Genomic DNA, 14,105 nt, shown 5'->3' on the forward strand with positions numbered 1-14,105 from the left:
TTCATAACGTCAGAGCGGTGTGTTTGCGCCACACTGTGCTGTTTGCCGCATCATGTGGCGCAAAGAGGCGCTTTTATGCTCAGGCTGCCTTATAGGGCTGGCCGATGTGGTTCATGACTTCGTCGAACCATGGCGTGGACAGATCGAAGTGCTTGCCGCCCTTGATGCGCGGGAATTCGATGGTGCGCAGCTTGCCGCCCTGATCCTCATCATGGCCGGTGACGCCGGATACCTTGTTGAGCGCGCTTTCGACCGCCAGATCAACCATGCTCTGGATGAGGCGAAGGTCCTGACCGTTGGCAGGGGCGGAGCGGGCGTAGTAACCCGACTTCTGCACCATGGTGCGTTCTGCGCCGATGAGGCCGGCAAACTGCTTCTGGAACCAGCCGCCGACATTGATGGTGTCGATCTTGACGTGGCCGAAGGCATCGCGCTTGACGGTTTCGCCTGATGCTTCGCGCTCGGCAACGATCGAATCAAGGCCAGCGCCTTCCGACACGAAAAGCGTGACGAAGCCGGTCTTTTCCATTGTCTTCTTCAGGCGCTCGGCTTCGGCCTCGATATCAAAGGCCATTTCCGGCAGATAAAGGCCATCGATGCTTTTCAACTGCTCGCCCATGAGCAGACCCTCGACATATTCATTGCCGCTGGTCTTCTGAATATAGGCGCGCGCCGTTGCTGCCGTGAGCCAGCCGCAGTGGCGGCCCATGACTTCGTGAATGACGAAGGTCTTGGGCGCAGCACTCTGTTCATTGCTGACATTATCAAAAAAATTCGCGCCGACTTCAGCTGCTGTCCATGCGCCCAGCGACTGTTTGATGGGAACGACGTCATTATCAACCGTCTTAGGCAGGCCGACGACGGTGAGGTTATAGCCATTGGCACCGAGATAGGCGGCGAGGTCGGCCGCCGTGGTATTGGTGTCATCGCCGCCGATGGTGTGGAGAATCGTGACGCCATCTTTTGCCAGGCGATCTGCCGCAACCGCCAGCGGGTTCTCGCCTTCCTTGACGAGGCCGCGCTTGGCGCAGTCTGCGGCGTTGGTCAGCTTCACGCGGCTGTTGCCGATGGGCGAGCCGCCATAGCGGTGCAGAAGATGAGCCTTTTCGCGCATGCTGGCGGTGATTTCGACGCTATCGCCCAGCAAAACGCCCTGATAGCCGGACCGATAAGCCACGATATCGATGTCAGGCGCGATGTCGCTGTAACGCTCGATCAGGCCGCCCACGGCAGAGGAGAGGCATGGTGCAAGACCGCCTGCGGTCAACATTGCAACTTTCTGTTTGGCCATCGTGGCACTCCTTCGTGTTTGTTCAAACGATCTCGCCAAAGATCCGCTGGGGCAAATGGATGGAGCAGCCAATGGGGCATGTAAAGTGAATTTCTCAAGAAAATCGGGCATTTCGCGGCAATTTTCGAAGGCGCTGGGCGGCGTGGCCGATATAATCGTTTCAATTGGCTGGCAGCTGCAAAGGCGAGATACCAGCCTGTGGAAAACAGTGGTGCTGGCGTTCGCAGAGTGTTTCCGAGAGCCAGAAAATGGCGATCTGAAGATGAATAAAAGTTAATGACATGCGACCTTTATGTATATTGCATTCATGCGGTGGCATCGTATGATCGCACTCATGATGTACGATTTCGCCTGTTTGCAACTGACTTCGCTTTGGGAACGACTGCTCGGCGCAATTGGCGATGCGGCGGGCAACGTGCTTGGCCGTGTGATAGAGGCCGTCAGGACCGTTTTTGAAGGCGATCCTGAGACCCGTCGTCAGGTGTCTTTCTCCATTGCGATCATCGCTCTCTCTGCGAAAATGGCCAAGGCCGATGGCATGGTGAATGATGCGGAAGTGAAGGCGTTTCGCCAGATTTTCGACTTTCCCGAAGAAGAAGCTCAGAACGTTGCCCGACTTTATAATTTGGCGCGGCAGGACGTGGCTGGTTACGAGGCCTATGCCGAGCGCCTGTCCGGCCTTTGCGGTTCCGGCGAGCAGAATTGCGAGATGCTGGAAAGCGTGATCGACGGTCTGTTCCACATCGCCAAGGCGGATGGTTTGATCCATGAGCGCGAAATGGCGTTTCTGGGCCGAATCGCTGAAATCTTCCGAATCACGGACGATCATTTCGAAACCATCATGGCGCGGCATGTGCATATGGATGGGCGCGACCCGTATCGTGTTCTCGGCGTTTCGCCAGCGGATGATTTTCTGGATATTCGCAAGCGCTACCGCACGCTGGTGGCCGAACACCACCCGGACAAGCTGATTGCGCGTGGCGTTCCAATGGAGCTGCATGCCGCGGCCAATGAGCGTATGGCGGCGCTGAATGCAGCCTATGCGGCCATCGAGAAAGAACGCCGCGTCGCATGAGTGAATTCAAAGCCGATTATGCCGGTGCGCTTGTCGCGCCTTCGCCCAACCATGGCGAGCGGGTTGGTGTTGCCGGTCCCGACATGATTATTCTTCACTACACAGGCATGGGCACCGCCGACAGCGCGCTATCCTGGCTGTGCAATGAAGAGAGCCAGGTTTCCAGCCATTACTTCGTTTTTGAAGATGGGCGGATCTTGCAGCTCGTTTCCGAGGGCCAGCGGGCATGGCATGCCGGAAAAAGCTTCTGGGATGGTGATGTCGATATCAATTCGCGCTCTGTTGGTATCGAGATTGCCAATGCCGGTCATCCGGCGGGGCTGCCGGACTTTCCCGATGCGCAGATCGAGGCGGTGATCCAATTGTGTCGGGATTGTGCGCAACGGTGGTCCATTGCGCCTGAGAAGGTGCTGGGACACTCCGATATTGCGCCGGTGCGCAAGATCGATCCGGGTGAGAAGTTCCCATGGGATACTCTGTCGCAGCATGGCGTCGGGCACTGGGTTGAGGCGGCACCCATTGGTGGCGGACGGTTTTTCCAGCGCGGCGATAGCGGACAGCCGGTCGAGGCGCTTCAGTCGATGCTGTCTCTCTATGGTTACGGCGTTGAAATAACGGGCCTTTACTGCGAAAAAACAGAGGGCGTTGTTGCGGCTTTCCAGCGGCATTTCCGGCCTGTTCTGGTGGATGGTATCGCAGATTTTTCGACCATCGACACGTTGCACAGGCTGATATCGGCGCTGCCAAGGTTTAGCGGCGTCTGATGGAATGGCGGCCTCTCTACACGGATGCGTGACGCGGTTTTTTGCGTCTTGCCACAGTATATCCTCATTGAGCCACTTAATACGTCTCATTAACCGATGATCTGTTTCATTTTGAAACGGTCATTGTCAGTATCAATGATGAAGACGTGCGACGGATTGTTCCGATGACCTTCCTATGTGGCGCGCATTAACGCTGCCGTACGCAGTCTTCAGCCCGGAGACGTTTCATACCCATGAGAATTGCCTATATTGCTGTTTCGGCTTGCCTTGTTATGCTTGCCGTACAGAGTGGTCCCGCTTTTGCCGCAGAAGGGGTTAAAACCAAGACCGTCACGCTGGAAACCTTCATTCGCAAGCCGGGTTATCCCATCCCCGAAAGGGCGCTTCCGACAAAGCTTCACAATGGCTATTCCGAGCTGATCGTGAAATATGCCACGCGCTATGGTGTGCCGACCAATCTGGCGCATGCCGTGGTATCGGTTGAAAGCAAGTTTAATCCCAAGGCGCGTGGCAGTGCCGGTGAAGTGGGGCTGATGCAGATCAAGCCTGCGACTGCGCGCATGATCGGTTATCGCGGCACGACGAAAGCGCTCTATGATCCAGAGACCAATATTCGCTGGGGCATGCAATATCTGGCGATGGCGCACCAACTGGGCGGCGGGCAGGTCTGCAATACGATTTTGCGCTACAATGCCGGCCACGCCGCAAAGCGTATGAACCCGGTTTCCAAACAATATTGCGGCAAGGTGCAGGCGCTGTTGCAGGGCTGATGGCCGATTTGGCGCTTTTGCACGCGGCCTGACTTTGCTAGGCAGTGGCATAGCATTGCGGGAGCGGACCATGCCGGATTTCAAATATATCGTCGTCGGTGCAGGCATGATGGGGGCGGCTGCGGTGCGCCACCTTTCAGGCGCGACTGACGGCGTGGCGCTGATTGGCCCCGCCGAGCCCGTGGATCGCAAGAGCCATGAGGGCGTGTTTTCCAGCCATTATGACGAAGCCAGAATCACGCGCAGTTTCGATGGCGATCCCGTCTGGGCGGAACTGGCGAAACGCTCCATCGGGCGCTATGCGCAGATTGAAGCAGAGAGCGGCATCCGGTTTTATCACGAGGCGGGTTGCCTGTTTGCCGGTAACGGCAAGGGGCTGGGCGGTGATTATGTGACCGCTGCCATGGCTGCACGCCCGGCTGGAAACAGCGGGATCCATGTGCTGGACGGATCAGGCCTCGGCGCACGCTTTCCGATGTTCGATCTGCCTGACGATCACCATGGATGGTTTGAGGCGCGCAATGCCGGTTACGTCAATCCGCGTGCGCTGGTGAAGGCGCAGATCGCGATCGCCGAACGTCAGGGCACAAAGCTGATCCGCGAGACTGCGGTGCGGATTGCAGATACGGCTTCCGGTGTTGAGGTTGTGACGGATGCGGGCCAGCGCTACACGGCGGATAAGGTGATTGTCGCGGCGGGCGGGTTCACCAATATGGCTGATCTCTTGCCTTCGACAGTCGATATGGCGGCGACAGGCCGGACGATTGCGTTTTTCGAGCTGGATGAAGAAAAGCAGCAGGACTTTGCCGCCATGCCATCCACCATCGTGCTGGCGGAAAATGCCGATGACATTGTCTATATCCTGCCGCCGGTGCGATATCCCGACGGCAAGATCTACCTGAAAATTGGCGGTGAGAGCGAGAAGGGGAGGCTGGAGACGCTGGCTCAGGCGGTGTCATGGTTCCACTCCGATGGTACGGAAAGCGAAGTGGCGTTTCTGGTGAAACGTGCCATTAAGCTGATGCCGGGGCTTGAAGGTTGCCCTGTCACGTCAGGCTCCTGCGTCGCCTCCATTACCCGCACGGGTTATCCCTATATTGGCTACACGCAGTCTTCCAACATCGCCGTGCTGACCGGCGGCAACTTTGTTGCGGCGAAATCATCCGACGAGATCGGTCGGCTGGGGGCTGTGCTTTTGCTGGATGGGCAACTGACAGAAGATGATTTTGCGGCGCAGATGGTGCCGGTTTTTGTGTAAGTTTGGTGTTGGTGGGTTTGGCTTACCCCCACCAACCGATCCAACCCCAACTCTCTGGAATCGATTCAGCAAACTGCTACAACGTGTTGTGACGGAATCGAAAATCGGTGAGCGCGTTCATGGCAACACAGTTTCAATATATCGTGGTGGGTGCGGGTATGATGGGGGCTTCTGCTGCCCGATATCTTGCTGACGGCTGTGATGGCGTTGCCCTGATCGGTCCCGGCGAGCCGCAGGATATCAAGAACCACAAGGGTGTTTTCGCCAGCCATTATGATGCGGCGCGGATAACCCGGACGATCGATAGCAATGCGGACTGGGCGCGGCTCGCCAACCGTTCTATTGCGCGTTACGCAGAGATCGAGCGGGAGAGCGGCGTCGAGTTTTATGGGGAAGTGGGGTGCCTCATTGTCGGCAAGGCGCGGGGCACGGGCTATTCCTATATCGAGAATGTGTGTGCGGCGGCTGACACGCTGGGTGTTGCTGCTGAGGTGCTTGACGATGCAGCACTTGCGCAGCGCTTCCCCTATTTTTCCTTCGAGGGTGGATGCGAAGGCGTGTTCGAGAGGAACAATGCCGGTTTCGTCAATCCGCGTGAACTGGTACGGGCGCAGATCGCGATTGGACAAAAGCGCGGTGTGACGCGCATCGATGATATCGTCGTCAGCGTGCGCGAAGACGGCGGTATCGCGACGGTGACGACTGCTTCGGGTAAAAGCTACACCGCAGAAAAAGTGCTGGTTGCGGCGGGTGGGTTTTCCATTGCCGAGGGGCTGTTGCCGCAGCCGCTGGAGATGGTGGTGTGCGCCCGCACTGTTGCCTTTTTCGAGATACCGGAGACCGAGCTTGGTCGCTACGCCGGTATGCCTTCGCTGATCTATGAGCCTGCCGATGCCAGCAAGCACATCTATCTTTTGCCGCCGGTGCGCTATCCCGATGGGAAATTCTATCTCAAGATTGGCGGAGAGCCGGTGGACGTGCCGCTTGGCAGCGACCAGGCAATTCGTGACTGGTTCCGTTCTGGCGGAAATCCCGGGGTTCGCGATGATTTTTCAGATGTTATTGAAATGCTGATCCCATCCATCGACCGCTCACGCATATCCATGGCGGCTTGCGTTACATCCTACCCGCCGAGTGGTTTTCCTGCCATCGGCTATACGAGTGCGCCCAACATTGCCGTGCTGACCGGCGGCTGCGGCGCATCTGCCAAGAGCTGCGATGAAATCGGGCGTCTGGGTGCCAAGCTGATCGTTGACGGTGCGATTGGCGATGAAGGCTATGATGCGGATTTCAAGCCGGTTTTCGCGATGTAATTTGCCTGTGGCCGATTTTCTGTTGGCATTCGCGGTGGAACCCGTCTAAGGAGCCGGTGCCAGTTGGCCGGGCAGCCGCGCTTTACCAATGTCGAAAGACGGTAGGGTGAGGAAAGTCCGGGCTCCACAAAGACACGGTGCCGGATAACGTCCGGCGGGGGCGACCCTAGGGAAAGTGCCGCAGAGAGTAGACCGCCATCTATCAGATGGTAAGGGTGAAAGGGTGGGGTAAGAGCCCACCGCGCCGCTGGTAACAGGGGTGGCATGGTAAACCCCACCGGGAGCAAGACCGAATAGGGATGACGTGGGGTTCGCGCAAGAGGACCTACAGCCGGTTTTTGGGCGAGTCATCCGGGTGGGTTGCAAGAGGCGGTGTGCAAATGCCGTCCCAGATGAATGGCTGCCACGTTCCGGGTCAAACCGGGGCCATACAGAACCCGGCTTACAGGCCAACTGGCAAATTTCCTTTTTTAAATCAGGCCCTTGGTGCGTGCTCGGCGCGCGCGGTTAAGTATTTGAAATTGCTGATAAAGCAAGTTTTCATGGGCGGTTTCTGGTTGCCGCGCGCCAAGTGCTTGAATGGACACGGTAAACCATTCGTTAATCTTAACGGGATATGAATGTTCGATCCGAAGGCAGCATCCCGCTGGCTTCTCCCATTGACGCCCAAAGTGTCCCATGATATCCCAAATGCACACCACAAAGGGTCGTGTTTTTGACCCGCAATCAATGAGACGGAGAGGCCTGCAAGGGTCCGATGGGCATTATGTCCTACCGGTCAGCGATGTGTCGTGCGTAACGGTGTTGCCTGTCGAGGCGGGTTCAGGCCCTGCATTCGGCGGTTTTGGCGAGTTTAAAAATGGGTCGCTTTTTATCGAACGTGACGAACAGGATCGACGCCAAGGGGCGCGTTTCGGTTCCGTCGCTGTTTCGTTCGGTGCTGGCGGAGCGGGGCATTCAGGAGCTTTATTGTCTCCAGGATTTTGCATTTCCGGCCATCAGCGTGGGCGGTCCGGACTTGCTGGAACGATACGAACGGCAGATCGCCTCCATGGATGCGTTCTCGCCGGAAGCGAACGCGATGTCGCTGCTGGTTCACGGTGGCGGCGTTTTCATGAAGCTGGACGGCGAAGGGCGTCTGATGGTCACGGATTTCATTCGGGAATTCACTGCTATCAGCACGGAAGTTACCTTTGTCGGTCGGGCGGATCATTTTCAGTTGTGGCAGCCGGAAGCGTTTTACGAGGCGCAGAAGGCAGCAAGATCGGGGCGCGGCTTTACCGCTGTTCGCCCCGGATAGGACGGGGAAACGGAATGGCGGCGAATTCTGGCGGACGATCTTCTGAAGCCGGTGGCGGACCGGTTCGCCACATTCCGGTTCTTCTCCATGAAGTCCTAGGCGCGCTTGAGCCTGCGCCCGGCAAAATCATTCTCGACGGCACCTTTGGTGCAGGCGGATACACCCAAGCCATTCTGGACCAGGGTGCTGATGTGATCGCGCTCGACCGTGACCCCAATGCCATCGAAGGCGGGCAGGGGATGGTTGCGGCCAATGGCGGACGCCTCACGCTCATCCAGTCACAGTTTTCCAACCTTTCTGCCCATGTGCCTGCCGGTGGCCTCGATGGTCTGGTGCTCGATATCGGCGTGTCCTCGATGCAGATCGATGAGGCCGAGCGCGGCTTCTCGTTCCAGAGAAACGGGCCGTTGGACATGCGCATGTCCGCGTCTGGCGTTTCGGCGGCTGATGTGGTGAACCGCGCCAAGGTTTCGGACCTGATCCGCATTTTCGGTTTTCTGGGTGAAGAAAAGCAGCCGGGCCGCATTGCTCGCGCCATTGAGAAGAAGCGTGCCGAAGAGCCGTTTCGTACCACCCGCGATCTGGCCGGGTTGATTGAAATCGTTACCCCGCGCAAGGCCAAGGACAAGATCCACCCTGCAACGCGCGTGTTTCAGGCGCTGCGCGTTTTCGTCAATGACGAGCTGGGCGAGCTGGCGCAGGCGCTGTTTGCAGCCGAGCGTGCGGTGAAGCCGGGTGGCCGTCTCGTCATCGTGACCTTCCATTCGCTGGAAGACCGTATCGTCAAAAAGTATTTCGCGGATCGTTCCGGTCGCGCGGCGGGCTCGCGCCACATGCCGATGGTGGCGGATACGCCTGCGATTTTCGATGCCGTGGGCAAGTCGATGATTGCGGCGAGCGACGAGGAGGCAGAGATCAATCCGCGGGCTCGTTCCGCCAAGCTGCGCGCCGGTGTTCGCACGAACGCTGCCGCCCGGCCTGCCGATCTTTCGATCTTCGATCTGCCCGATCTCGCAAGTCTTGCAAAGATGGGAGGTTGATATGCTCAGAACCTTCGACTTCGTTCTGATGGGTGTGATGGTGGCTGCGGCTGTCGTGACCTATTCGATCAAGCATCAGGCCGATTTGAAGCTGGATTCCGTGCGCAAGCTGGAAGCCGAGATCAAGCTGGAGAAGGACACGATTGACCTCCTGCGTGCCGACTGGGCGCTGCTGACGCAGCCGAACCGTCTGCACCGGCTGGTCAACGCCTATCAGGGCGATCTGGCGCTGGCACCGACAATGCCGAACCAGCTTTCCCAGCCCAAGGAATTGCCGATGCTGCGCTCGCAATTGCCGCAGCCGCCCGAGCCGGTGGGCATGAGCGTGGAAGATGTAATTGCAGCCGCCATGAGTGGCTCCAAGCCTGGCGCAACATTGGGTGGTGTAAAACCCAAATCACCGCCCGCAGGTCAAATCGCGGTGAGTGGTGGGGTGCCTGTTCCGCAGCCACGCGCAAAGGTTGCGCGGTCAGCGCAGCCCATGCCGGTGGCGCGCGCCCAGCAGGGTGACGAAACCGGTGACATGGATGAAACGATAACTGGATCGGTGGACTGATGTCTTTTCTGTCTCGCGTCATGGTTCTGAAAAGCAGGGCTCATTTTTCCGCAAGCACCAGTGGCTTTGCCGACCATGCTGCCTTTGAAGGTGCGCGCAAACGCCGTGCCACCCAGGCCAAGACCCGTGTTGGCCTGCTGATTTTCGGCTTTATCGCATTTTATGGTGTGGTTGGCGGGCGGCTGATTCAATACGGACTGACACAGCCTGAAACCGTTTCCAGCATTGCGCCCGCAGACCGTTTGATGGCATCGCGCCCCGACCTGCTGGACCGAAATGGCGAGGTGCTGGCCACCGATATTAGGACCGTTTCGCTGTTTGCAGAGCCGCACCGCATCGTCGATGTCGATGAAGCGATTGAGAAGCTGCAAACGGTTCTGCCCGATCTCGATACGCGCGGCACCTACCAGAAGCTGAAATCCGAATCACGTTTCCAATGGCTCCGCCGCCAGCTGACGCCGAAGCAGCAGAGCCAGATTCTTGCGCTCGGCATTCCCGGCATCGGTTTCCGTCCGGAAAAGCGCCGCTTTTATCCCGGGGGTTCGACCGCTGCGCATGTCGTGGGTCACGTTAATATCGACAACCGCGGCGTTGCTGGCATGGAACGCTATCTCGACAGCCAGGGTCTGGCCGACCTGACGGCGCTCGGCATGACGTCTGACCAGCCGCTGGAGCCAGTCAAGCTTTCGATCGACCTGCGCGTTCAGGCCATCGTGCGTGAAGTCGTGGCCTCCGCCATCCAGAAATTCCAGGCGATTGGTGCCGGTGCCGTTGTTATCAATGTGCACACCGGCGAAATTCTCGCCATGGCATCTCTGCCGGATTACGATCCGAACAATCCTGCCGAAGGTGCGAAAGAGGGCTGGCTGAACCGCATGTCGAACGGCACGTTCGAGATGGGCTCAACCTTCAAATCCTTCACCATTGCCATGGGTCTGGATTCCGGCAAGGTTCACATCAACGATACATTCGATGCGCGTGCGCCGATCCGTATTGGCGGCTTCACCATCAAGGACTTCCACGGCAAGGGCCGCGTTCTCTCCGTTCCTGAAATCTTCCAGTATTCATCCAACATCGGTACGGCAAAGATTGCCGACACGGTTGGCATTGAAGGCCACAAGGAATTTCTGACGCGGCTTGGCCTGTTGACCAAGATGCAGACGGAACTGCCTGAGGTTGCCATGCCATCGCAGCCGCGTGTGTGGAAGAAGATCAACTCGGTGACCATTTCCTTCGGTCACGGCGTGTCCACCACCCCGTTGCAGACGGCGATTGCCGGTGCGGCGCTGGTGAATGGCGGCAAGCTTATCGAGCCGACTTTCCTGCCGCGCACGGTCGGGCAGGCGGATCAGGTGGCAAAGCAGGTGTTGCAGCCCGGTGCCAGCAAGGACATGCGTTTTCTGTTTGAATGGAACGGCGTGAATGGTTCTGGCCGCAATGCGCGTGTTGAAGGCTTCAATGTGGGCGGCAAGACCGGCACGGCCGACAAGGTCGTCAATGGTCGCTATGTGCACGACAAGAACTTCAACGCCTTCCTCTCGGCCTTCCCGATGGACAAGCCGGAATATGTGGTTCTGTCCTTCATCGACGAGCCGAAGACGGACAAGGGCAATGGCGCAGCGCTGGCTGGTTCTTCTGCCGCACCTATGGTGCATGACATAATCACCCGCTCGGCAGCCATTCTTGGCGTGAAACCCAAGTTCGGCAAGGACGGTTCGGCCTTGCTGGTGTCTTATTGATTGGTACAGCTTATGACGGACCGGCGAATCGCGCCGGGGGGACAAGACGGACACATCGATGAATTTGCGAGATCTCTCCGGGACTGAGTTCCCGGAACTGAATGAATTGCTTGGCACTGATGCCGGCGTGCTGAATATTACCGGGATTACGGCAGATAGCCGCAAGGCTGTGCCGGGATCGCTGTTCGTAGCGGTGGCAGGCACCAAGGCCGATGGCAGCACCTATGTGGCGGATGCCTTGGCAAAGGGTGCGGTTGCGGTTGTTTCCAGCCATGCCATCGATGCTAGCGTGCCGATTCTCGTTGTCTCTGATCCGCGCCGTTTTCTCTCCCTTGCCGCCGCCCGTTTCTACGGTAAACAGCCGGAAACCATGGTGGCCGTGACCGGCACTGCGGGCAAGACATCGGTCGCCTCCTTCACACGACAGATCTGGGCGATTGCTGGCCATGCCGCAGCGCAGATTGGCACCACGGGTGTGATTGCGCCGGGTCGCGAAGACTATGGTTCTCTGACGACGCCTGATCCTGTTTCTCTGCATGCGCTTCTGGCCGAGCTTGCATCTGAAGGTGTGACCCATGCGGCGATGGAAGCCTCCAGCCACGGCCTCGATCAGCGCCGTCTGGATGGCGTGAAGCTGGCGGCTGCTGCCTTCACCAATCTTGGCCGCGACCACATGGACTACCATCCTACGATGGAAGACTACATGGACGCCAAGATGCGGCTGTTCGATACGCTGCTTCAGAAGGGTTCACCCGTTGTCATCTATGCGGATGATGCGTGGTCGGACCGCGCTATCAAGGCCGCGACCGAAGCAGGCCATGAGGTGCGCACCGTTGGCCGCAAGGGCGATTATCTGGCGTTGAAGCGCGTCGAGCATTTCCGCCACAAGCAGATGATCGAAGTGCATCATCAGGGCAAGATTTACGAGGTTGATATTCCACTGGCTGGCGATTTCCAGGTGGCGAATGCGCTGGTATCCGCAGGTCTTGCGATTTCCACCGGCGTTCCGGCAGCGGTGGCGCTGAAGGCGCTGGAAAAGCTGGTGGGTGCCGCTGGTCGTCTTGAGCTGATCGGCCAGACGAAAAACGGTGCGCTGGCCTATGTGGATTATGCCCACAAGCCGGATGCGCTGGAAAATGTGCTGACATCCGTGCGGCCTTTTACATCGGGCCGTATCATTACCGTTTTCGGTTGCGGTGGGGATCGTGACAAGGGCAAGCGCCCGATCATGGGCGAAGTCGCGACACGGCTTTCCGATATCGTCATCGTGACGGATGACAATCCGCGCTCGGAAGAGCCGCAGACTATCCGCTCCGAAATTATGGCTGCGGCGCCCGGTGCGCTTGAAATCGGCGATCGCGCCAAGGCCATCAGCCATGCCGTTTCTCTTCTTGGTAATGGCGATACTTTGATCGTAGCGGGCAAGGGGCATGAGGAGGGTCAGATTGTTGGTGGCGTGACGCTGCCATTTTCAGACCATGAACAGGTGCGAACTGCGCTGGGAGGATTGAAGATTTGAACTGGTTATGGACAGTCCCGGATTTGGTCGCCGTCATGGCAGGCCGTCCGGTTGGCAACCTGCCGCAAGGCATTACAGGCATTTCCATCGATAGCCGCACGGTGCAGGCGGGCGAAGCCTTCTTCGCCATCAAGGGCGACCGGGTGGACGGCCATGATTATGCAAGCTTTGCCGTCGCCAATGGCGCGGGGCTTCTGGTGGTGTCTGAATCCAAGTTGCCCGCTCTCGGGCGGCTGACGGTGCCGATGATCGTGGTCGAAGACGTGCTTGCCGCCATGGTCAAGCTGGGCATTGCCGCCAGAGCGCGGACCTCGGCGCGTATCATCGCGATCACCGGTTCAGTCGGCAAGACGACGACCAAGGAAATGCTGCGGCAGGTTCTGGCCCCATCGGGCCGGGTGCATGCGGCGGTGTCTTCCTTCAACAACCATTGGGGCGTGCCGCTGACGCTGGCGCGCATGCCTGCCGATACGGAATTTGGCATTTTCGAAGTGGGCATGAACCACGCAGGTGAGATCAGCCCGCTGGTCAAACAGGTCAAGCCGCATCTGGCCATCATCACCACCATTGCTGCCGCCCATCTGGGCAACTTCAAAGATCTGGAAGAGATTGCCGCTGCCAAGGCGGAAATCTTCGACGGTGTGTTGCCGGGCGGTGCCGTTATTCTCAACCGCGACAATGAGCAGTTCGAGCAGCTGGAGCGCGCGGCTTTCGATGCAGGCATCGAGCATGTTCTGACCTTCGGACAGCACGCCAAGGCCGATTTCCGTCTTGCCGATTTTGAAAACACACCTGACGGTTCGACCATCTGGACTATCATCAATGGCGAGACCAGCGAGTTGCACATCGGTGCGGCTGGTCGCCATATCGCTGAAAACGCGATGGCGGCCTTGGGCACGGTCGCAGTCACAGGCGCTGATCTCGACAAGGCCTTTGCAGCACTTGGAACACTCGAGGCCGTCAAGGGCAGGGGGCAGCGCCATCGCCTTTCCGTCGGTGAAGGTTCGTTCCTGCTGATCGACGAGAGCTACAACGCCAACCCGGCCTCCATGCGTGCCGCGATTGCGCTTCTGGCTGCGGCTGAAGTGAAGGGCAACGGACGGCGCGTTGCGATTTTGGGCGACATGCTGGAGATGGGCGAGTTCTCGGCGCAGGTGCATGAGGAATTGTCCGGTCCGCTTCTGTCGGCTGGCATCGAGCATGTGTGGCTTGCGGGTGAGTCGATGGCTTTGCTTCGCGATGCCTTGCCGGAAAGCGTCAACGTCGCTTGGTTCCCCACAACGGCGGAACTGAATGAATTCGTGCTGAAATGGGTGCAGCCGGGCGATGTCCTGATGATAAAATCATCATTGGGCATTGGTTTTGGCAAGATCGTTAATGCACTTCTTGACAAGTATCCTGCATTCCCCGAGACGGAACGCCAAACATAGAGAGCATTGAGGGGCCGGGATGCACATGCATCCTTCCTTGAGATCTTCTG

At 58.3% G+C, this 14,105-nt stretch carries 13 protein-coding genes and 1 other RNA gene; 13 read left to right on the forward strand and 1 reads right to left on the reverse strand.

Annotation, left to right across the window (positions count from 1 at the left end; genetic code table 11):
- Positions 1–79: 79 nt before the first annotated feature.
- Positions 80–1,291: a pyrophosphate--fructose-6-phosphate 1-phosphotransferase gene (locus IFT53_RS07965; RefSeq protein WP_192064121.1), complete on the reverse strand. Its 1,212-nt coding sequence runs from the start codon at positions 1,289–1,291 to the stop codon at positions 80–82.
- Between IFT53_RS07965 and IFT53_RS07970 the strand changes: the two genes are divergently transcribed.
- The 13 genes from IFT53_RS07970 to IFT53_RS08030 all read left to right on the forward strand — a co-directional run bounded on the left by IFT53_RS07970 (position 1,284) and on the right by IFT53_RS08030 (position 14,055).
- Complete coding sequence (locus IFT53_RS07970) at positions 1,284–1,568, forward strand: hypothetical protein (protein ID WP_192064120.1); 285 nt, start codon at positions 1,284–1,286, stop codon at positions 1,566–1,568. The two genes, IFT53_RS07965 and IFT53_RS07970, sit on opposite strands and share 8 nt — an antisense overlap.
- 57 nt (positions 1,569–1,625) lie before the next feature.
- Positions 1,626–2,366 (forward strand): J domain-containing protein, encoded by a 741-nt coding sequence (locus tag IFT53_RS07975; RefSeq protein WP_042617742.1) that lies wholly within the window; start codon positions 1,626–1,628, stop codon positions 2,364–2,366.
- Positions 2,363–3,130, forward strand: coding sequence for an N-acetylmuramoyl-L-alanine amidase (locus IFT53_RS07980; protein ID WP_192064119.1), 768 nt, complete (start codon positions 2,363–2,365; stop codon positions 3,128–3,130). The genes IFT53_RS07975 and IFT53_RS07980 overlap by 4 nt, the downstream gene beginning before the upstream one ends.
- Positions 3,131–3,363: 233 nt before the next feature.
- Positions 3,364–3,900, forward strand: a complete 537-nt coding sequence (locus tag IFT53_RS07985; protein WP_192064118.1) for a lytic transglycosylase domain-containing protein — start codon at positions 3,364–3,366, stop codon at positions 3,898–3,900.
- A gap of 70 nt (positions 3,901–3,970) precedes the next feature.
- Positions 3,971–5,158 (forward strand): NAD(P)/FAD-dependent oxidoreductase, encoded by a 1,188-nt coding sequence (locus IFT53_RS07990; RefSeq protein WP_192064117.1) that lies wholly within the window; start codon positions 3,971–3,973, stop codon positions 5,156–5,158.
- A 119-nt stretch (positions 5,159–5,277) separates the two neighbouring features.
- Positions 5,278–6,471, forward strand: coding sequence for an NAD(P)/FAD-dependent oxidoreductase (locus tag IFT53_RS07995; RefSeq protein WP_192064116.1), 1,194 nt, complete (start codon positions 5,278–5,280; stop codon positions 6,469–6,471).
- 59 nt (positions 6,472–6,530) lie between these two features.
- An RNA gene (rnpB, locus tag IFT53_RS08000) (RNase P RNA component class A) lies at positions 6,531–6,932 on the forward strand.
- Positions 6,933–7,330: 398 nt separating this feature from the next.
- Positions 7,331–7,771: a division/cell wall cluster transcriptional repressor MraZ gene (gene mraZ, locus IFT53_RS08005; protein ID WP_192064115.1), complete on the forward strand. Its 441-nt coding sequence runs from the start codon at positions 7,331–7,333 to the stop codon at positions 7,769–7,771.
- Positions 7,772–7,785: 14 nt separating this feature from the next.
- On the forward strand, positions 7,786–8,811 hold the full coding sequence (gene rsmH, locus IFT53_RS08010) for a 16S rRNA (cytosine(1402)-N(4))-methyltransferase RsmH (protein WP_192064114.1): 1,026 nt from the start codon (positions 7,786–7,788) through the stop codon (positions 8,809–8,811).
- A gap of 1 nt (position 8,812) precedes the next feature.
- Positions 8,813–9,367: a cell division protein FtsL gene (ftsL, locus tag IFT53_RS08015; RefSeq protein WP_042617209.1), complete on the forward strand. Its 555-nt coding sequence runs from the start codon at positions 8,813–8,815 to the stop codon at positions 9,365–9,367.
- The gene (locus IFT53_RS08020) at positions 9,367–11,106 is read left to right on the forward strand and encodes a peptidoglycan D,D-transpeptidase FtsI family protein (RefSeq protein WP_042617208.1); all 1,740 of its coding nucleotides are present in this window, start codon (positions 9,367–9,369) and stop codon (positions 11,104–11,106) included. Before ftsL ends, IFT53_RS08020 begins: the two co-directional genes overlap by 1 nt.
- A 58-nt stretch (positions 11,107–11,164) precedes the next feature.
- On the forward strand, positions 11,165–12,625 hold the full coding sequence (locus IFT53_RS08025) for a UDP-N-acetylmuramoyl-L-alanyl-D-glutamate--2,6-diaminopimelate ligase (RefSeq protein ID WP_192064113.1): 1,461 nt from the start codon (positions 11,165–11,167) through the stop codon (positions 12,623–12,625).
- Positions 12,622–14,055, forward strand: a complete 1,434-nt coding sequence (locus tag IFT53_RS08030) for a UDP-N-acetylmuramoylalanyl-D-glutamyl-2,6-diaminopimelate--D-alanyl-D-alanine ligase (protein ID WP_192064112.1) — start codon at positions 12,622–12,624, stop codon at positions 14,053–14,055. Before IFT53_RS08025 ends, IFT53_RS08030 begins: the two co-directional genes overlap by 4 nt.
- Positions 14,056–14,105 lie beyond the last annotated feature (50 nt).

It is taken from the genome of Rhizobium sp. CFBP 13644, assembly GCF_014842165.1.
Taxonomy (GTDB): Bacteria; Pseudomonadota; Alphaproteobacteria; order Rhizobiales; family Rhizobiaceae; genus Agrobacterium; species Agrobacterium tumefaciens_C.